The 21,230-nt window shown below is 34.8% G+C and carries 12 protein-coding genes; all 12 read right to left on the bottom strand.

The window, feature by feature from the left end; translation table 11 throughout:
- Position 1: 1 nt before the first annotated feature.
- The 12 genes from AABJ51_RS12595 to AABJ51_RS12540 all read right to left on the bottom strand — a co-directional run bounded on the left by AABJ51_RS12595 (position 2) and on the right by AABJ51_RS12540 (position 20,651).
- On the bottom strand, positions 2-370 hold the full coding sequence (locus AABJ51_RS12595) for a hypothetical protein (RefSeq protein WP_338372804.1): 369 nt from the start codon (positions 368-370) through the stop codon (positions 2-4).
- A 103-nt stretch (positions 371-473) separates the two neighbouring features.
- Complete coding sequence (locus tag AABJ51_RS12590; RefSeq protein WP_338372803.1) at positions 474-752, bottom strand: hypothetical protein; 279 nt, start codon at positions 750-752, stop codon at positions 474-476.
- On the bottom strand, positions 749-4,210 hold the full coding sequence (locus AABJ51_RS12585; protein WP_338372802.1) for a DUF6443 domain-containing protein: 3,462 nt from the start codon (positions 4,208-4,210) through the stop codon (positions 749-751). The genes AABJ51_RS12590 and AABJ51_RS12585 overlap by 4 nt, the downstream gene beginning before the upstream one ends.
- 9 nt (positions 4,211-4,219) lie before the next feature.
- Complete coding sequence (locus AABJ51_RS12580; RefSeq protein ID WP_338372801.1) at positions 4,220-7,579, bottom strand: RHS repeat domain-containing protein; 3,360 nt, start codon at positions 7,577-7,579, stop codon at positions 4,220-4,222.
- Positions 7,576-8,712 (bottom strand): T9SS type A sorting domain-containing protein, encoded by a 1,137-nt coding sequence (locus tag AABJ51_RS12575; RefSeq protein ID WP_338372800.1) that lies wholly within the window; start codon positions 8,710-8,712, stop codon positions 7,576-7,578. The genes AABJ51_RS12580 and AABJ51_RS12575 overlap by 4 nt, the downstream gene beginning before the upstream one ends.
- Before the next feature lie 601 nt (positions 8,713-9,313).
- Positions 9,314-10,021: a hypothetical protein gene (locus AABJ51_RS12570; protein ID WP_338372799.1), complete on the bottom strand. Its 708-nt coding sequence runs from the start codon at positions 10,019-10,021 to the stop codon at positions 9,314-9,316.
- Between the two features lie 7 nt (positions 10,022-10,028).
- A complete protein-coding gene (locus AABJ51_RS12565) occupies positions 10,029-10,823 on the bottom strand; it encodes an RHS repeat-associated core domain-containing protein (RefSeq protein WP_338372798.1) in 795 nt (264 codons plus the stop codon).
- A gap of 190 nt (positions 10,824-11,013) precedes the next feature.
- The gene (locus AABJ51_RS12560; protein WP_321577283.1) at positions 11,014-11,700 is read right to left on the bottom strand and encodes a hypothetical protein; all 687 of its coding nucleotides are present in this window, start codon (positions 11,698-11,700) and stop codon (positions 11,014-11,016) included.
- A gap of 7 nt (positions 11,701-11,707) precedes the next feature.
- Positions 11,708-15,163 carry a DUF6443 domain-containing protein gene (locus AABJ51_RS12555; RefSeq protein WP_338372797.1) on the bottom strand — a complete coding sequence of 1,152 codons (3,456 nt, stop codon included), beginning with the start codon at positions 15,161-15,163 and terminating at the stop codon, positions 11,708-11,710.
- Between the two features lie 18 nt (positions 15,164-15,181).
- Entirely contained in the window at positions 15,182-18,349 is a 3,168-nt protein-coding gene (locus AABJ51_RS12550; protein WP_338372796.1) for an RHS repeat domain-containing protein, read from the bottom strand.
- The gene (locus tag AABJ51_RS12545) at positions 18,346-19,485 is read right to left on the bottom strand and encodes a T9SS type A sorting domain-containing protein (RefSeq protein ID WP_338372795.1); all 1,140 of its coding nucleotides are present in this window, start codon (positions 19,483-19,485) and stop codon (positions 18,346-18,348) included. Before AABJ51_RS12545 ends, AABJ51_RS12550 begins: the two co-directional genes overlap by 4 nt.
- Complete coding sequence (locus AABJ51_RS12540) at positions 19,482-20,651, bottom strand: hypothetical protein (protein ID WP_338372794.1); 1,170 nt, start codon at positions 20,649-20,651, stop codon at positions 19,482-19,484. The genes AABJ51_RS12545 and AABJ51_RS12540 overlap by 4 nt, the downstream gene beginning before the upstream one ends.
- Positions 20,652-21,230 lie beyond the last annotated feature (579 nt).

Below are 21,230 nucleotides of genomic sequence, written 5' to 3'. Positions count from 1 at the left end.
TTTAATCTATATTATTAAAATGGATTATACATTTATATTCGGAAGGAGGAGTTCCCTTCGTTTTGCCATCTATAATTGAGTTTGTTGGTCTTGAACCATTCATATCCAAATAACGAGCCTTTCCTGTTAGTAGAGTGTTTTCTATTCTAAAGTAATTACTTATTTCATCATGAACAATTTGAATACCCGTGGATTCATTTTTATAAACCATTTTTCCTGAAGTTGTCTTTACTCTTGTTGCATTAGGAGCAAACCTCTTTATCGCTTCTTTTAAACTCGCAGAAGGCCATTTTGAGCCGTATGTCCGAACCCTTATAAAGCAAGAGCTTCCTGAAACTTTGTTCCTTGTTCCAGTAGAATATCCCCCCAAAATCGTTGCACCTAGAATTTCTCTATGATTTTCCGTGTATTGTAAGATTTGTAATCCTGAGAGGTAACTGCTGTAAGATATTTTCTGAAGAACAAGAGAATATTTATATTAGTTCTATATCCCAATGAGATTCTTTATCTTTTCTCTTAGCATAATAACCTAAAGGAATATTTACAACTTCTAATATTGACGCATCAAGACTTATGATTTCCTCAAATGATACAATTCTATAATCATTTTCATCACAATCCTCGTCCCCTGAAAATTGCCAAGCTCCATCATCCTCATAATGAAAGACATATATTATAGGGCTTTGTTGTTCTAATACATATTTTGTAGTAAAGACAGCAACATTTAAATCTTCTATTTTTTTTTGCTTCATTTATTGCTTTTTTTGAGATTCTCTTCTTTTGAAATTATTCTTAAATTTGAATTTTCATTTGTACCTCCTTTTGATCTAGGTTTGATATGATCAACTTCTGCTTGATTCATATCTGCCTTCTGGCCCTTTACATTTCTTGATGGGGGATTTAAACTTCGACCATCCCCATCGCTTTTTAAACGACCATTGTTTTGCTGCCTATTTGCATCCAGAAGATTTTTTCTTTGTGTAGAGGTTGTCTTTTTCCCTTCCCCTGCGTTCCGAGGATTAGGAACATTTTCATATTTTCCACGATCATATCCCTCTGAAGCATTTTCTTGAGCGTTATTCATAAGCATAACTCCTCCAAAAGCAGTTGCGGCTCCTGTCCCCCAAACTACCGCTCCAGTTGCGGCAACAACTCCACCTTCTGGCGCTCCAACACCAGTTGCGGCAACAACTCCGCCTGCAGCCATCATCCCTCCGCCCCCTGAAGAAGATGTAGCTCCATATAACATCAGAGCAGCTCCCACGACCGTAGAAGCGTCATCTACAGCCTTTAATGTTCTATTATAATCTGCACGATCATTAGGTGTATACAAATCCCTTATAGATGATGAGTATGGTAATGCGTTACTAACTAATCCAACTGCGCCTGCTACTAATTTATCCCTCCAGTCTTTTCCATCTGAGTCCACCAACCTCATCGGATTATTTCCTACATATGCATACGGACTCCAACTAAAGTAATTCTCAGCATGAGGATCTACCGTCGTAAACCTAACCGTTGCGGGATCCATATATCTAGCCGCATAATCATACTGATTCAGACCATGTGTTTTGTCTAACTCCTTTCCATTGTATTTGAAGTTCTGCTTGCCCTGTTCTAAGTCCGTCTCTTCACCAAAAGACATACCGAATGGATAATAGCTATTCCGCTGAATAACCGATCCCGAAGCATTGGCCACTATGCGGTTATTACCTAAGTGGTCTTTGATGTAAAAATAATAAATTCCACCTTCGATATATCCGTTATCCGTAAGTATTTTGTTGAGTATACCGTTTTCGTATATCTTGTTTCCAACATAGTCGGTCGTGTCCTTGTTTCGATAAGCCGCATCATTCGATATTCCTTTTACGGGTTGTACCTGAAGAGTGGGATCGACCAAATGTATCACCTGCAGTTTTGCTCCGGAAGCTGTGTAGATATAGTAATTCTTTCCCTTGGCAGTTGCGTTATTGATCAGCATTTCCTGAGGCAGATTCAATGAGTTGAAAGAAACCGTCTGGCCTTTATTCAGATCATTGGTCATCGCGCCGTTCTTATTATAAGTATATTCCGATGTGGTTACCTCACTGAAATCTTTAAAATCGGCACTGGTACTCAACGTCACATTAGGTCCTGCATCGGTAATGTATTTTAACTGGTTGCCCGTTCCATCATAATTGAATGTCAGGTTATCAATTGTTCCGTATGTTCCTGCCGCAGTCAGTCCTTCTCTGGTTAAGGTCTTGATATTGCCGTGAGTGTCATAAGTGTAAGTCGCCCCGAATTTACCATCGCCTGTATAAGTTGCAGATTTAAGACGGGAGATATTGTCATATGCAAATACATACTTACGGGTCTTACTATTCTGTGTCCATGTCTGAATACCTATATCTCCGTTCAGGTTATAATCTAATGTTTCGCTAAGAAGGGTATTGCTTATGCTCTTAGTCCACGACCGAATGTTATATGTGTAATTGGTTGTTAAAGCTGCTTGACTATTGGCTGCGGTAGATTTCAACCGTCCCAACTCATCATATGTATTCTGTGCCAGAATAACTTCACTGCCCGTATTCAGCTTATGTTTTGTTGTGAGTAATCGTCCTGCATGATCGTATTCGTATGCATATAATTCGGTTTGGGTAGTCGTCCCTTTGGTATGCACATGCTGTTTTTTTATCGGTTGACCTGTAAAATTATAGGCGATGTATTCTGTTTCTTTTCCTCCTAGATGATTGGTGCTTTGGGTCTGAATCAACTGCCCTTTCAGGTCATAATACATGGCTGCATAAAGCAATTTGTTTGTATTATTGAGCTGAGCGGTGATTGTTCCTGTGAGTAAGGTTTTATTATTACCGTGCTGAGTTCCATATCCGGTCTGAGAAATAAAAGTCCAGTTTGGAAAACTATTAAGATTGATAAACTCATAATTATCATAATAATTAACTGTAAGGACCGTTGGCGTTGATAGCGTAATACCGCTTACTTCATATCCTTTGTAATTGTTCGTTGCCTTTTTCCAATCTGCCTTTACGACTGTTGATTGCAGAGGGCTTGTGTTATAATCCAATGAATTTTTGCAGATACCGCTAAGAACAACCCTACCCAGAGCATCGGGCACAGAGAACAGCCATTCGCTGTTTTGTCTTTGTTCGCCATCCTGAGTCAGGATCAAGCGGTCTGCCTTATCATATACATAATATACAGGTTCACATCCCGGAAGTTTTTTCCAGATACATAGGTTGCGGTCATTGAACTTATATTGATAGGCTAATAAGTTGAGGGTAGCAGTATCGCTCTTTCCTGCGGCTAAAGGAGGCAGCACATAGCAAAGATTACCATAATCATCGTAAACATAATAAGTATCGAGATTTGCACCATCGTTAATCTGGCGTGTCATTACAACCTGACCGAGCTTGTCTTTAAACTCGTGAGAGATGGCTCTGGTATTATCTGTCCGTTCGTCTTTAGTTTGTGTAACATACAATTCTCCTGTCGGATAATTAGCTCCTTTGGTCAAAGAGGGAGCCTGACGGGTTCCGCTTACCGTGTACATTATACAGGCATTAGATGTTTGATCATTGGTCTGATAGGCTGTTTCGGAAGGAGCGTTCGCCCATGCGTCTCCCGGTCCGAATTGTTTAATGATCCGATTTAAGGGTGATGCTTCATATATGGGCTGGTTAAACGTCCGCTGCTCTCCGTAGGTCGTTTTTGAATTTTGAAGAGCTGTTGAATAGGGTATAAATGCACCATTGTTGCTAGCTGCTGCAACTCCCGGAAGCAGGCTCAGAGAATCTCTTCCGACCGCATCGTATAGCTGATACGTAGCCAGATCTTTAGTTGAAGGTGTGATTGCCCTTTGTACCGTTTGTATGGGACGTCCCAATCCGTCGAAGTATTGTATTTCATCCAGATAACGGGAAGCATCTTCTATCAGGTAAGTTTTCGTACGGATGTAATTCTGATCCGCTACAGCCGTTGCGTTTATATCCTGACCATTGAATGGATCACAGGTCGACGGCGACACTTTCAGAGTCAGGGTCTTCGTATTATCAGCCTTGAAAGAGAACTTGGGTTGAAGCGTTATCTTTGTACAGGCTGTGACACTGCCTCCATTGGGCATAGCTCCTTCTCCCAGATTCACTTCACTTTGAGAATAAGCACAAAGGTTACTCAACAAACTCAGATAGAGTATTATATATTTTTTCATCGTTTGTGTTTATTGGTTTTGATAGTGATAGTCGTAAGTATTAATCAGTTTACCATTGGCATCTTTTACTTTGAATAACCTCCCGAATGAGTCGTATTCGTAAGTGGTGGTTACTCCTCGAGGATCGGTCATGGAGGTCATCCCAACTAAGGGTTTGTAGGTATAGGTGGTGATAAGAGCTTTAGAGAGAGTTTTTTGTAAATCTCCATCTTTTAGTTTTGTCTCATTAGGAATTGCCAGTTTTGATAATGCATCAATATTGATAACTCCAAAAAGTGTCTTAACTGCAGTCTCAACCTCAGAGTAAGTTGCATTCTTGATCTCTGCAATAGGGTATTGGCCATCATAGCTCCATAAATAGATTGAAATCAATCCATCTTTACCCATAATACGCCCTATTTGACCATTGTTTGTATAATTACCTAAAGTATTCTCCAAAGAAAATTTATTTGAATAATTATTTAGATTAAGATTATTCTCTGCTACTAGTTTATAATATTTATTAGGCAGTAATAATCCTAGAGTATCTATATAAGAAATCTTTCCGCCCCCGATTATCACGTTATCTTTCAAATCTATTGATTCAATAGGTTGATTGAGAATGTAATTGTTCTTCATTTTTAGACTTAAAGCATCAGTAAAATCAAATGGATATTTTAATATACTTTCTGTTACTGATTTCTTACTATCTGTGATTTTGGTACTATTATTTATAAAATAGGCAGGATCATACTTATATTCTTTTGTAACTGAGATCGAATCTTTATCAAAGTATTTTATATTAATTTCCTGAGTTAAATTGTATTTTTCAAATTCTCTTGGATAGAAAAATATATTAGGCAGTAGAGTATTAGTTTCATTTTCTATTAAGCTTTTCATCGGAAAGTTATACATCCGTAATCCTTTTGTAATAAATTGATGTTTGCCTAGTGTATATGTGTATAAACTTCGTTCTTTTAACTGGTTATTACAATCTCGAATTTGTTTTTCTATAAGAGTTCCATCTAATATATCATAAACACTTGGGACGCCCGGGACATACTTTGTATATAAATTTATCTGAGGACTTTCACTTGTATTATGAAATTTTTGTATTGTATAACCATTTTTTTCTTTATCTTCTTTAACCATTGAATAGCCTACATGGTTTTTAGAGACGCTATATAAAGGAGAGGTTTGTCCTGTAAAATAATATGCTTCCTTAACTTTTCTGTATGTAGGAAGGCCATACCCAGTCATTGAGTTGATAGATGTGGTCAAATGAGCAAGTCCGTAATGCATCGGATTGGCTTTTATAATTCCTGATGATTTCCCTGATTCATCAACGTACCCATACTCTGTGAGATTAACTGTCCCATTGGGTAGGATATTCTTAATGTTTTTGATTCGAATCCCATTGCCTTGTATTTCTTTTTCTTTATCTTTTTCATATACGAAAGGACTGGAATATGTCATAGAAAATGAAAAATATGAGTTGTTACGAATTTCATCATCTATATTCATATCATAAGAGAGTACAAGTCTATAGGTTCCATCTGATTCGACAGCGTTTATTTCATCAAAGACCTCTCCATTTGAGAGTTGCATATAAGTGAACTGTTTTGTGAAAATTCTGGCCGATTTCCATTTTGTATCCTCTAATTTTTGTAGATTAATTGATACATTAAATATCCAGTTTTCATAAGGGTTATTATCTAATGGGGGAGGACCCTGGAGGTACCAATAATATTTCTTGTTCTGAGCTCCTTTTTCTATCGTAAATTGGTCACTATTAATGGTTGCTTGCCCTCCATATTTAAGAGCTGTATCTAGTATAAATAAAACCGTGTCTTTTTTTTCTAAACTTAATCCATCAAGCCCAGGTGTGGATAGGAAGTTGTTTAATTCATATATAAATTCAGATCTTCCTCCAGTAGGATATGTTATTGAAGATAGTGTTCCAATTAGGGTTGTCTCAAGCAGAGAAGACTTGTCCCTTCCTGATAAATAATTATTATTACTAGAAGTATAGGTATTTGTTATGCCTGCAATTGTCTTAAACCCGGTATTTAGATTGGGTTCAGCACTTTTGTTATAATACCCCCACCAGTCAGTCGCAATAGATTGCTTAGATGGTATTTTCCCGGTTGCTCCTAAATTATAGTTTAGTATATATTTTTTTTGTTGATCGCCTGATTGTTCAGAAACTTTATTTAGTAACATTTTGCATGTTAAATGTTTACCTGTTTCCCCTAAATAAGAGTATGCTAGATTTATTTCTTTTACTAAATTTCCTGAATTATCCTTGAGTTGAATTTTATCGATCTTATTGGCTCCTATAATATCTAACCTTGCTGAGGACGAAAAATTTATAGACCCTTTATCAAAAAGTATTTGACTAATACGAGGTTGTTCTATCTTAGAATACGAGTAAGAGTAGTAGCTAAAACTACTGCCTAAATCTTTAGGTAAATCAGGATCTGAATAAATTGAAGAAAATACTTCTTCGGCAAATGATATAGGAGTTTCAATTTCTTCAGTTTCATACTTAAATTCCACGATATTATTTTTAGGCGATTTAATCTTTGATAAATACCACGCAGTCATTACATACCTGCTGCCGTCTGTATAAAATAATGAGCTTTTAGGAATTGTTTCAGGATTTATATATACATTTAAATCTGTTCTAAAATAAGCTTTAGATCTTTCTATTTGAGAGAATGTATATTCATATCCCTTAGAGTCATATAAAATCCATTCGTATTCGCTTGCTTTTTTTACAAATAAAAACTCATTATGATTCTGAAAATAAAATGTTTGATCGGCACTCATAAGCATTTCTCCTGATTTATTACAGAAATTATAAAAATATGAGTCTGGTTCAGGATCCATTTCGCCTAAATAATACGATCTAAAACCTATCGCAGTGGGATCGAATAGCTTTTCTCTCCAAATCAATCCACTAAAATCGTCATCTGAAGGATCGTTTCCTGGGGGAAAAAATTCTCCCGGATGATCGTAAAATCCACCTCCGCCAAAATCATCTAATCCTTTTATATTCCGAACAATACATCCTCCTGCATTTAAAGTCCATCCTAATCCGACAGAACTGGCTTCTTGCGCAACTTTAACCCCTGTTGTGCGGTATGATAGACTAATAGGAATCACTTCTCCATCAAGATTTATCTCGTATATCGGAACCGAAACAGAGATTGTTCCTGTATGTAGGTCAACAGGTACCACTCCATATGCTCCTAATGCTGCAGCATTAGGGGATGTTGGAATAATGTTGAGGTTAGGAGTAACTCCATTATCTGCGTGTGAATAAAGTGTGATTAAACACAACAAGAACATTATACTTAAGGTATTTTTCGATATTTTCTTTTTCATTTCTTAATCACTTTATCAGAATACACTTTATAACCCGTACCTATACTTATAATATAAGTTCCCTTAGCTAAGGATGAACAATCGATTTGTTCACTATATACTCCACTTGAAGAAATAGGTTTAACTACAGTTTTTATAAGCCTGCCCTCAAGATTGTAGAGTGAAATTGTTACCGATGAAGGCTTCTCCAGATAATACTCTACTGTCAGCAAGCTTTCAACCGGATTAGGATAAAAATTATAGGAGAGATTTGCATTGGGCTGTTCTTGAGTCGGATCTGTCACATCCTGTATCTTATGATCGATATCCCATAAACTATCCAACACTGCCAGATTATCAGGGTCTGTATCTAAATACAGATGTTCCTGAGGAGGAAAGAAAAAAGCTGTTGAAAATTCATTCGCAGTAGAATCCTGTGGAATTGTTTTGATCGTCTCAAAAATTGGATAACGGTACCCTTTCGAGAACCATTTATAGTTCTCGACATTCATATCCAGAATAGTATTTACATTATTATTGACATCGAAAATAGTCTCCTTGATGGTTTGTACGGTCTTTACCCGCATGACATTCTTCAGAGTATCTCCTGACGGAAGAATCATTATACCGTAAGCATCAGCTGTCTGTTTAATTTCTCCTTGTGATTCGAAAGGGATACGACATGAATATAGTCCTTTTGACTGGTATTCCTTTTGATGCGGTTCGTTATAATTAGTAGGATATGCCATCGATAATAGTGAAGGTGTATACTTCAGGGAAGTCGTCGCATTTTCATGACCCAGAACATACAGGCTGTTATCTTTCACCTGTAGATAATACATGGTGCTGTGCTCTGTTCCGATCAGATACCGTACCGAATCATTATTTGCTTGTATGGTGTCACGTCCCAATATATAGTAAGAATTGTCCAATAAATCAGGAGAAGAATAAGTCAGAGAGTACCGGTTATTAATAGATTTGAGTTTTCCAAAATCCCAGATGACGTTTTCTCCTTCTCTTCCGGGATCTTTAAATTCGACCTGCTGTTTTATTATTTCATCGCCGGAACGGGGACTGTTATAACGTTGTACGATTTGCGCTGTTATTGTCAGCGGAATGGACAATAACAGAATAGCAGTAAAGCGAAACTCCATATACTGTATATTTTAGTTGTTTTCAAGTTTGTATTTATAGTTTTGTTCATTGTGATCTACTCCAATGAATCAAGTCTAAACGATGTTTTATGATTGAGAATAATGATTAATCGGGCTAGTGTCTGTCTTTAATGTTTTGTAAAATTATAGCATTCTGTAAATATATGTTATTTTTGCGAAAAAAAATGAATTCTTGGCTGTTTTTGCTGTTATTTGTCCATTTTTTTTAGATATATGATGTTTTATACTGCTATTTATGATAAATAATTTTCGTATTAGTTAATTAAGCTAGAAATTTGTTGTCATTTATTTATGTTGGTAATGGGATATATTCTCAAAGTAAGAGAAAATAAAAAAAGCAACTACATTACTGTAATTGCTTTTGGGAGTGGTCCCACTTGGGCTTGAACCAAGGACCCCCTGATTATGAGTCGCATTTGAATGATTTTCAGATGCTTTCATTCGTTTTCTTTTTGTTATAATATTATTGGTTTCCAGATAATTATTGAAAACTGATTTTTCTTTTGATTGGATTGATTTTACTTGTTTTACCAAGAGTGTGTGCAAATCGTGTGCAATGAAAGAATCGTCTTTCTACTTTTTAGTGAAATGGCATCTCATTTATTATGCTTTCTCCTTTTACAGGATCAAATTCGCCCAGACTATTAAGTTTTCTTACATCAGACAGCCAACTTTTGTTACCATCATTTTCATAGATAAAAAGAGTATCGCCTTTAATTACTTTATCATAAAAATGATAGTATCTGGGGGAGTATTCTTTTGTAGAATACAAAAAAATAGATTTATAATTATCGACGATTGATTTTATAGATTCAAATTTATTATTGACATCAATATATAAGGTATTACCAAAAGTCAATGAGATTTTATTTTCTTTTGTCTCAATTGAGATATCACGACCTAGAGTTAATTCTTCATTTGTAATAAAATCCTTGTAATATGCATAAGTTATAACGGTATCATTATAAATATATTTTTCTTTACATCTGGTAAAAGACCTTTCACACCCGAACCCAGGCTCACAATAATAATCTTCAATCCAAATATTAAACCAATAATTGTTCTTTCTAATGTATGTTGTTGGAATTGTATGCTTTTGGGTCGAATATTTTATGAATATGGTATCTTTTGTATATTTTATAGATACGTAAGGATGTTTCTTTTCATTAGAAGAGAAATCAATACCAGCCATCGAGAACTCATCAAATGTCTGATAATCAATATGTTTTCCTGGTGTTTGCATTGAGAAGAATAGTGTTATTATACAACAATAAAATGAATATTTCATAATTCTTTTATTTAGGTTCAACCTCGTCATCAAAAGTTGCTCTCCATGAAAATTTGCCATCTTTTGTTATTGAAAAGTCATAAATAGGCTTAGCTTCTTTGCCTGGAAAAGCTATATGATAAGAGCTGTATGATTTTTTTCTCCCATTTAAACCTCTATCAGGCTTACTTAAATAATCGCTTCCGTCAAATTTATAGCCCGAAAGAACGGCGTGATCAGAAGATACTACGGTTGATCCAGTTTGTGTAGCAAAATTTTTTATGTATTCTGTTCCCTGTTTATCTCCAGCTCTTGTCATATTGCATACATTAAAGAAGACATTCTTACCTTCAAGACCTGCTTTTAGGGGAGAGAAATCGTTCTCTTTAGTTGTAGATAACTGTCCTATTTGAGCATATCCTTCAGAACCATGGCTGTTGATCGAATAACTCTTTGTCGTGATTCCGTTTGCTTCCATATCGGACATTCCGTTAGCCATATCGTCAATATTATCAACTAAGAGAACAGGTATTCCCTCTTTTTCTGCAACAGAATAATCATGTCTTAAAATTCCAGTCTGTTCATATCTAGTACTCATAACAATAACCACTCCGTAACTTGTATTATTTTCCATACCCCGTTTCTCAAAAAGAAACATTCCTGTAGGATCGGTAAATCTTAATGGATTATTACCAACATAGGCATACGGAGACAGATTATAATACTTCTCCGCTTTGGGATCGACCGTCGTAAACCTTATCATACTCGGATCCATAAAACGGGCAGCATAATCATACTGATTCAAACCATGCTCTTTATCCAACTCCTTGCCGTTGTTCTTAATCTAATTATCGTCCAATTCCTCTCCGAATAACGTCTCAAATGAATAATAGGCATTCCACTGAATAGCTGTACCTGATACAGAAGAGGCTTTACAAATCCTTGTCCACAGTTTTTCGACAGGAATATCCGAGGGGACGAGTCTACTTATTTCAATGTAGATTGTCCTAAATTCATTTTGATTTTTTTTTAAAGACCTTACCTTTCCATATGATATTATCATCAATTATTCGGGCGTATTCTCCCTTAATATAATATTTCTCAAAAAAAGAATTATCGATAGTTGGTATATTAATTTCAATATAGTTTATGCCTTTTTCTAATGTAAAATCTAAAGTATTATACTCTAATATTCCATAAAACGCACCTTCAGCTGTATGTGGCATTATATAATCGGGATAAATTTGAAAGGAAATATTTCCACCTTGAAATGGTATTGTAAACTCAGTTTGTTGTGATGAATAATAAAATTTATTTTGCTTAAAGTTTGAAGTAAAAGCCATAATTATGAGGTTACCCATTGTATATGGTATTATGATTTTAATTTTCAAACTATCATTAGAGATAAAATGATTTGCTTCCTCTCTTATTTTTAGGGTTTTACTTGCTTCTAAGAATGGATCTTTTAGAGAGTTCAACTCTATAAAAGAATCATTTATTGGCTGTATAATACCTTCTGCTAAGATTTCTGAATTATATCCGTTCCTTGCATAATTGGGAAGGCTCATCTTAAAATGCTTGTCTACTACTTCTATATAGAAACCAGACTCATCATAATATTTTCCATCAATTTTTTTTTGTGGAAAAATTTGACAATAATAAAATACTAAAAAAAATAGAGTGAAAATATATTTTTGCATAATAATATTATTTATTATTAATTTTCAAAGCTCTTTTGACAGCTTCAGAATATTCTTTAATAATTGGATATACATAATTCTGATTGTCATCTTTTATATTTCCTACCGAATGAATATCAATGCCCTGTATTCCGTTGTGATTCTTTCCGGGAAAAGTTTGATCAACTGAGTATTGGAGTTGATAAGATTCAACTTCAATATTAGACTTGCCTTTTAATCCTGAGCCAGAATTAAGCAACAGGCCTTCATGTGTAAATTTTAAACCACCTGCCTCTAAGGACTGACGTACATGGGATATTTCATGTATTGATAATGCGTCAGAAGATGATTCAATATACACTTTCCCATCACTTCCCTGACGAACAAAATGCTTCCCTCCTGAAGTATTATTAATAGCGTAAGTATTATTCTTATCTGCTCCAAGCTTATCAATATCATTTTTACTTATGTTAAGATTACTAATCCTACTTTTAGCTTCGGCTATTTGTTTTTCTAGATTTTTAGTTTTTTTCTCGCTATGTCCTCCTTTTGCTAAACTTAATTCATTCTTCTCTATATTATTATTCAAGGTCTCAATCTTTTTATCAATATTTTTCTTTAATTTATATGCTACGTTAGGATCATCCCAAACCATTCCTGTAGGATCAATAAATCTCAATGGATTATTACCAACATAGGCATACGGAGACAGATTATAATACTTCTCCGCTTTGGGATCGACCGTCGTAAATCTTATCATACTCGGATCCATAAAACGAGCATCATAATCATACTGATTTAAGCCATGCTCTTTATCCAGTTCCTTGCCGTTGTACTTGAAGTTCTGCTTGCCTTGCTCTTCACCCGATTCTTCACCGAAAGACATACCGAAAGGATAATAGTTATTCCGCTGAATAACTGATCCTGTCGCACTTGCCACTATACGGTTATTACCTAAGTGGTCTTTAATGTAAAAATAGTAATTATTTCTTTCAATGTATCCATTGTCTATCAGAGTTTTATTGAGGACTCCGTTTTCGTAGATTTTGTTGCCAATATAGTCGGTTGTATTTTTATTTCGATAATCGGCTTCATTGGTTGTTCCCAAGACAGGGACTGTCTGCAACGTGGGATCCGACCAATGTTTTACCTGTAATTTTGCACCTGTGGCAGTATAGGTATAAAAATTCTTACCTCTGGCTGATACATTATTTACAGCCATTTCTTGAGGTAAATTTAGACTATTATATTGTATAGAAAGTCCTTTGTTGGGATCTGAATCCATCGCCCCATTTGTATTGTATGTGTATGGTTTCGTTGTGTTTTTATTCTGCTTAAAATCAGAACTTGTGGGCATATCAACATTTGGCCCTAAATCGGTTATATATTTCACTTGATTACCTGTGCCTTTGTAATCAAAAGATAAACTGTCGATTGTTCCATATTTACTCGCTGCGGTCAATCCATCTCGGGTTAGTTTTGTTATATTACCATGTTTATCGTAGGTATAGCTTGTTGAAAAATTTCCATCTCCCGTATATTGAGCTTTTGTTAATTGAGACAACCCATCATAAGTAAATTGATATGTGAGCTTCTTATTATTCTGTACCCATTCCTGAGTCTTGATATTTCCGTTTAAATTATAAGAAAGAGTCTGGCTGAATAGCGGGTTGCTGATCGATTTAGTCCATGAGCGTACATTATAGGAGTAATTAGTCGTTAATGCACTTTGATTGTTTGCCGTGGTAGATTTGAGCCGTCCCAGGTCATCATACGTATTTTGAGCTAAAATAACTGCTGCCCCTGTATTTAGTTTGTGTGTAGTAGCCAGAAGACATCCTGCATGGTCGTATTCATAAGTATAGATTTCGGTCTGGTCTACCTTTCCCGGATATTTATGAACATGTTGTTTATGGATCGGTTGCCCAGTAAAATTGTAAGACACATATTCAGACTCGGTTCCACCTAAATGATTCGTACTTTGTGTTTGGATTAACTGTCCTTTTATATCATAATACATAGCTGTGGCTATTTCTCCGCCGATGTTCCCATTACCATCAGTATACTTTACCCGCGTACCAACTAATAAGCCTTTGCTGGATGTATGTTTTGTTCCATACGTAGATTTAGGAATATAGGATAACTTGGTCTTAAGATCACTACTAATATTTAGCATTGTATCTATATCATCATAATAATTTGCAGTTAACACGGCAGAGTAAGGAACTTCTCCTAATGTATTCCATGTGTATCCATAGAAAGACCCAGATTGTATATTCTCCTTTACGAAAACATTCTTATATGTTGCAAGCAAAGAGGAATGGGTCAGTTTCTTCTCTAGTTGAGCAATTCCTGTTAAAATAACTCTACCAAAGTTGTCATATTTAATGAAACTCCAATCGTTTTTGTTATTTTCTCTTTGTTCTCCATCCTGAGAGAGAATTACCCGATCTGCTTTATCGTATACATAGTATATAGGCTCGCATCCTGGTAATTTTTTCCAAATACACAGGTTGCGATCATCATACCTATATTGAAAGGCTAATGAGCTGAGGGTGGCAGCATCTTTTTGTCCTTCAACCATAGGGGGAAGAACAAAGCATAAATTACCGTAATCGTCATAAACATAGTATGTATCATGGTTTTTATTATCCGAAATTTGTCTCGTAAGGATTATTTTTCCTTGTCTATCTCTAAACTCATACGAAACATTCTTACTTTCATCTATATTCTTAGTTACATATAATTTCCCGGAGTCGTAATTTTTTGATCCACCTAAGGTTGGTGCTTGTCTTGTACCAGTAATAATATACATAAAACAAGCAAGAGCTCCTGTTTGGCTGTTTGTCAAATCAACTGTTTCAACAGGAGATTCACTCCAAAGTCCACCTGGTCCAAACTGCTTCTGTATTCTATTTAATGGAGATTCTTCGTAAACAGACAGAGAATAAGGATGATCATCCTTATTTGTAATCTTTGATTTTTCGATGACAGAAGAATAGGATACAAATTGGCCATTATTTTCAATTTCACTCATTGCTCCCGGCAGCCAAATTCTTGATGTCCTTCCTATTTCATCATATTCTTGGTAAGTAACCATATCTTTTGCACTAGGAGTAAAGCCTCGTTGAATAGTTTGGATAGGGCGCCCCAATCCATCGAAATACTGTATCTCATCCAGATAGCGGGTCTGGTCATCTCTTAGATAGATTTTTGTCCGGATATAATTTTGTCCTTTAGCTTTTACCTCATCCATATCCTTTCCATCAAAAGGATCACAAGTTGAAGGCGTTAACTTGAGATTTAAAGATTTACTCGTTTCCGCCTTAAATGAGAATCCCGGTTGTAATGATATTTTGTGGCATGCAGTAATTATTCCTCCACTCTTGGAAGCATTAGAATCCTTACCCAAATTAACTTCACCTTGCGAGTAGGCCGAAAATATGCTCTGAAGAATTATGTATATGATTAGATATTGTTTCATAAGTCAAAAGATAGATTATTAGTCTTGAAAGTGATAGTTGTAAGTTTGGATAACTTTACCATTGGCATCCGTTACTTTTATCAATCTTCCGAAGTTATCATACTGATATGTGGTCGTTGCTTTTTGAGGATTAGTCATACTTTGTATCCCGACTAATGTCTTATATGTGTATGTTGAAACAAGAGAATTGGGTAATGCATCTTGCAGGCTACCATTCATTAATTTAGCTTCATCTGGCGTTTTTTGTTTAGAAAGAACATCTATACTAGCCACAGAAAAGACAGTCTTTACAGCAGCTTCTATTTCTGCATAAGTCCCATTTTCTATTTCTGCAACAGGGTGTTCACCCCCATAGCTCCAAAGGTAAAATATCTTACGGCCTTCTTTATTTGTACATTCAACTAAGTTATTATAATAGTCAAAAGATTGGTAAGATTCTATTTCTTTCATTCCAGATTCTCCTGAATATGATACTTCCAGATTTGCAGGGATAGATCCATAAACAGGTATTGGTGGGACGCGATAGTCAATTAAGCCTAATAACCCGTTTTTATAATTTCTTTTTATTCGGCTAATCTCCAAATTGTCAACTAAGGTTATTTCTTCAATCGGAAGAAGAATCATATTTCTTGAAACTAAATTGGAATAAATAGAATTATTAATATAATCAGATGCATGTTTATACCTTTTTTCCAAAATCTTACCATCGCTTTTCTCTTGGTATAGATTTTTTAAGAGTTTATCTTTATATGTAAATTCTTGTAAAGAAATATTTTCTTCTTTTTTCCCATTTTCATATGTATAGTCAATTGTTTTCTGGCTAATATTGGGGTAATCATATATTGGTTGGATATAACTTCCTCCATATGCATTATATTTAGAATAGTTTGTACTTCTATTTTGTATACTTATGTTTCTGATTTCCTTTAAGTTTTGAACTTCATAATTGTAAGTTTCTTCCTGCAAGATAGTTCCTTTATTATCATATGTCCTTTTACATAAAAGCTTTCCTCTTTTTTTTCGGTTAGATCCAAATGGGGAATCGGGATTAAGATCCTGTCCCTGTATAGATGCTATGTAGGAAATATCATAATATTCTTTACCAAATCCAAGATGTGAAAAAATATTTTCGGTATATCCCATAACTGTACCTCGAGCATCTTCCTGGGCTTCAATTACAAAACCATACTCAACAGAAGGACTTCCTTCTAGATTGAAATAGGCTTGATTTGTACCTCCTGATGTGAAAATTGCATTTGAAAAAAAACCATCTTTATATAAGGTCCAATAATACTGAGGAGTAAAAGCTAGTACCCCGTAATTATTTACCCCAGAGTCTTTGTCTTTAATATTAAAGTTGCTCTGATAATAGTACCCTGTAGTATATTCTAAGTCTCCATTATTATCGTAACGCTTAACCTTCCTTATTCTAATCCCTCCTGGATAACTTATATCTGCATCTTTTAGGTTATCTCGTTTGGGTGCTACTTGTAAGGTCACAATATTAGGTTCATATTCTAAGATAGAATAACCCTTTGTTGGATATGTAATTTTATATAATATTTCCGCTTGAGAACATTCTGAATCTGTTGTTTGTATATCTCCGTGTCGAAGGGCATAAAATTGAGCAGCATAATTTTTGAAAGTGTCATCTAATTTTTTATTATAATAATAACTACTGCTACTTTTTGATAGATTCTGAAAAAATGACAAGTTATTAAGTGAAGAAAAGTTTCCACAATTATAAAAACCCAAATGATCATAATGACCTTTAAAATATGGAGGAAGAAGACTCTGATTATATTGAAAATTATAGGTCTCATCAGAAGATCCTGCCCCTTCTTTTTTTATTTTTAAAAGTTTTAACCTTTCTTTTAAAGACGATGTATATTCGAAAAAAATCGAATAATTGGGTTGATATATTTGAATATTATTCAATTGTAACCATTTTATTTCTGATAAACTCTTTACATAAGTTCCTTCTGTACTAGCACCTTCACAACAAACATGGTATGCTATTTCCATTTCTATAGGAGCATTAGTGTAGGGGGCCAATTCTGGAAAATATTTTTCTGCATATTTTAATTCAGTAGTTTCTTTATATGAAAGACGAACAACTTCCCCTAACGATGTAGTACTTATGTTTTTAAGAACTACAGGCATGATTAATTGAAAGCTAAGTCCTTTATCAAACAGATAGTTTTTATTCTTAAGAAGATCATAATAAAAGCCCCAATTACCTTCTAGATTTGGGGGAGAATCTTCATATTCGAATGTTATATTTTCCGTATAAGCTGATACGGATTTGGCAGGCTCTATACTAGTTAAATGCCATGTTGTAGCAATTGGATAATGGTTCCCTGAATGTTGAGTAAAATAAGGGACACTATAATCGATGGCATCTCCCTTAACTCCCCCAAATGTAAATTTCATCCCATCTGGAGCGGTTAAAGTTATTGACTTAATTGTGCTTCGAGTTAAGTTAGGATACTTTATGTCAATTACACTAATTCCTTTTTTCACAAAAGGTCGTACCTCTTGGTATGTCATTAATTGGTAACTAACCTTAAATGGTAAGTCCGAATCTACAATCCAATTACCGTCAATACCCATATAAAATTCTCCTGAATAATTTAAGAAATTAAAAACAAATTTATCAGGAGATAAATCATGGGATGCATGGAATGGTGATGTTGCGTAGTCTAGCCTAGCTTGGCTACTCCAAGGAACTTTTACTGTTGGATAATACTCGTTTGGTGAATCAGGTTTATCATAATCATACCAATTATCTGCCAACCTATTTCTATTATTAAAAAAACCATAGTCATGCTCATCAAAATAATCACCTTTTTGAATAAGGGTGATAGATCCTCCGGCAAATAAAGTCCAGCCTAGCCCGGTTATTCCTGGATGATTATTAGGTTTGACATTATTAATATTATACCTAATACTAATAGGAACCTCAAAAGAGGATGTTTTTATGGTATGGAGAGGAACACTAATATCCGGAGTACCGGTGAAAAGACTAACAGGTATGGCTCCATATGTATTTAATGAGGCAACACTCGGAGCTTGAAAATTTTGTAATAATGTGTAGTCCTTGTATATATTTTCTCGGGGCTCATCTTGTCCCCAAATAAATAAACTCTGCAAAAAATAAAATAAAAAAAGTAAGTTGTTTTTCATTTCTTAATCAATTTATCAGAATATACTTTATAACCCGTACCTATACTTATAATATAAGTTCCCTTAGCTAAGGATGAACAATCGATTTGTTCACTATATACTCCACTTGAAGAAATAGGTTTAACTACAGTTTTTATAAGCCTGCCCTCAAGATTGTAGAGTGAAATTGTTACCGATGAAGGCTTCTCCAGATAATACTCTACTGTCAGCAAGCTTTCAACCGGATTAGGATAAAAATTATAGGAGAGATTTGCATTGGGCTGTTCTTGAGTCGGATCTGTCACATCCTGTATCTTATGATCGATATCCCATAAACTATCCAACACTGCCAGATTATCAGGGTCTGTATCTAAATACAGATGTTCCTGAGGAGGAAAGAAAAAAGCTGTTGAAAATTCATTCGCAGTAGAATCCTGTGGAATTGTTTTGATCGTCTCAAAAATTGGATAACGGTACCCTTTCGAGAACCATTTATAGTTCTCGACATTCATATCCAGAATAGTATTTACATTATTATTGACATCGAAAATAGTCTCCTTGATGGTTTGTACGGTCTTTACCCGCATGACATTCTTCAGAGTATCTCCTGACGGAAGAATCATTATACCGTAAGCATCAGCTGTCTGTTTAATTTCTCCTTGTGATTCGAAAGGGATACGACATGAATATAGTCCTTTTGACTGGTATTCCTTTTGATGCGGTTCGTTATAATTAGTAGGATATGCCATCGATAATAGTGAAGGTGTATACTTCAGGGAAGTCGTGGCATTTTCATGACCCAGAACATACAGGCTGTTATCTTTCACCTGTAAATAATACATGGTACTATGTTCTGTACCAATTAAATATCGTACAGAGTCATTCTTTGATTGTATAGTATCACGTCCCAGTATATAATAAGAATTCTCTAGCAGATGGGGTGATGAATAAGTCAGAGAGTACTCGTTATTAATAGATTTGAGTTTTCCAAAATCCCAGATGACGTTTTCTCCTTCTCTCCCCGGATCTTTAAATTCAACCTGTTGTTTTACAATCTCGTCACCCGAACGGGGACTGTTGTAATGCTGTGTTATTTGCCCGCAAAGACTTATCGGTAATAATATTAGGAATAGAAGGTTTAGTGTGTATTTTCTCATTTAGTATATTCATTAGTAATTGTCTGACTATTTAGTTGTTTTTTTATTTCTATATTTTCTTTTTTGAGTTCGATCACATACAATGTTAATTCTTCTATTTTCTGCAATAATTTAGCTTGCATTTCTCCTAAGCTTACCCCATTTTCGTTGACCTCTACTTCTGAGGGAATGTCCGGTAAGTGTTTATGTTTATTTATGTGGTTCTCTAGTTCTTCAAGGCTCCGTAGTTTGTATTCTTTATCAAATACAAAATCAGCCCAAGGCATAGCTTCTACTTTTACTTCTGTTGCACGGATAGTACCCGCTACTTCTAGTTTGTTTTTAGGATTATCAGTTCCTATACCTACATTACCCCCGTTAAAATATGTATCACCTGATGAATGAATCTGCACTTTTTTCGTGTAATTAGTTAAACTATTACTTATATACATCTCAAACATTGTAAACCTTGTGTCATTTCCATCATATGTACCGGGATAGAACCCGACCACATTATGAGCATTTCTTCCTTGGGGAGCTGAAATACGCAGAGTATGCCCATTATACATAAAGTCTGATGTAGCCCAGCCTGAAGTGGCATAAGATGTTGTATTTAGAAATATCCCTTTAGCACCTAGCGTTCCATTTACATCTAATGTGTATTGCGGTGTTTCTGTCCCTATTCCTACTTTATCTCCAAATACATTTTTATATGGAACTTTTACTTGTCCTGATCCGGTTAGAGCTTCATCAGACACAGTCCAGCCTGCAAAGTACTCAGGTTTCTCAGACATACCCTGAGCAAACGCACTCACAGTAAATCTCTGAAAATAAATTTTCTGATCTAAAAATATTACGACCTTTCCATTTTCATTACTCAACCATACTATAGGAGCAGTTCCTCCTGCACTGGACATTGTTGGAACATAAAAGGCATTGTTATATATATACCAACTAATTTGTAAATTTAAAGTAGCGGTAGCATCTATAGTCGAATTATAATTATATCCGGTAATGTTGATAACTGGCATCTGACTGCTATTTACAAATGGCAGATTAGTTCTTATTTTTACTCCATACTTAGGAGTATTGTTAAAGTGATAATTTACTATATTATTGTAGTTTTGACAGATAAGGATATAGGTGGAACTAAACAATAAAATAAGTAGTAATACAGTTCTCTTCATGATTATCTCAAATTGTGTAATTATTTTCCTAAGTTTAAAATCTCTTCTGTTGTATCTTTTATCCCTCTGTAATAAAAAATATGGTCGGGCCTTCTATTTTCTAAGAATATTTATTCTCACTTCTCTTAAATTGATTCCTCATCTCCAAGCTTACAAGTCAAATAGCTATCATATTGAATTGATTATTTGTTAATTAATAAAAATATTTAATCATTGAGACTTGTGAGATTTCATGTGATTGATTGTATGTTGTTAATGGTAAATTATTGTGAACTAGATTTATAAAAGATTGTTTGTGTATATTTCTCGTTACTTTAGTCTGTCAGAATAAATATATATTATACTGACAGATTACATTTTTCACAAAAAAAAATATTTTTTGACAATCTAATTATAGATATAACTATAAAAGGATACATAAAATATATCATAATTAACACATCCAAAAAAATATTAATTTGCTATACAATCAGGAGATAAGCGCGTTTATAATCGGACCAATTTGAAAAAGAGAATATCTAAATGTAATAATCCTCAATGATTCGTTGTCCAAATCTCTTCTAACTCCCCCTGATCCTA

The organism is Indolivaga capnocytophagoides (assembly GCF_036511535.1).
Lineage (GTDB): Bacteria > Bacteroidota > Bacteroidia > Bacteroidales > Dysgonomonadaceae > Dysgonomonas_A > Dysgonomonas_A capnocytophagoides.
The sequence above is the reverse complement of the archived record's forward strand: the minus strand, read 5'-3'. Positions and strand labels throughout refer to the sequence as shown.

What these genes read in the sequence shown, in the direction of transcription:
- AABJ51_RS12590 (WP_338372803.1), bottom strand. Translation starts at nt 752, where the DNA reads ATGAAGCAAAAAAAAATAGAAGATTTAAATGTTGCTGTCTTTACTACA.
- AABJ51_RS12585 (WP_338372802.1), bottom strand. Translation starts at nt 4,210, where the DNA reads ATGAAAAAATATATAATACTCTATCTGAGTTTGTTGAGTAACCTTTGT.
- AABJ51_RS12580 (WP_338372801.1), bottom strand. Translation starts at nt 7,579, where the DNA reads ATGAAAAAGAAAATATCGAAAAATACCTTAAGTATAATGTTCTTGTTG.
- AABJ51_RS12575 (WP_338372800.1), bottom strand. Translation starts at nt 8,712, where the DNA reads ATGGAGTTTCGCTTTACTGCTATTCTGTTATTGTCCATTCCGCTGACA.
- AABJ51_RS12570 (WP_338372799.1), bottom strand. Translation starts at nt 10,021, where the DNA reads ATGAAATATTCATTTTATTGTTGTATAATAACACTATTCTTCTCAATG.
- AABJ51_RS12560 (WP_321577283.1), bottom strand. Translation starts at nt 11,700, where the DNA reads ATGCAAAAATATATTTTCACTCTATTTTTTTTAGTATTTTATTATTGT.
- AABJ51_RS12555 (WP_338372797.1), bottom strand. Translation starts at nt 15,163, where the DNA reads ATGAAACAATATCTAATCATATACATAATTCTTCAGAGCATATTTTCG.
- AABJ51_RS12550 (WP_338372796.1), bottom strand. Translation starts at nt 18,349, where the DNA reads ATGAAAAACAACTTACTTTTTTTATTTTATTTTTTGCAGAGTTTATTT.
- AABJ51_RS12545 (WP_338372795.1), bottom strand. Translation starts at nt 19,485, where the DNA reads ATGAGAAAATACACACTAAACCTTCTATTCCTAATATTATTACCGATA.
- AABJ51_RS12540 (WP_338372794.1), bottom strand. Translation starts at nt 20,651, where the DNA reads ATGAAGAGAACTGTATTACTACTTATTTTATTGTTTAGTTCCACCTAT.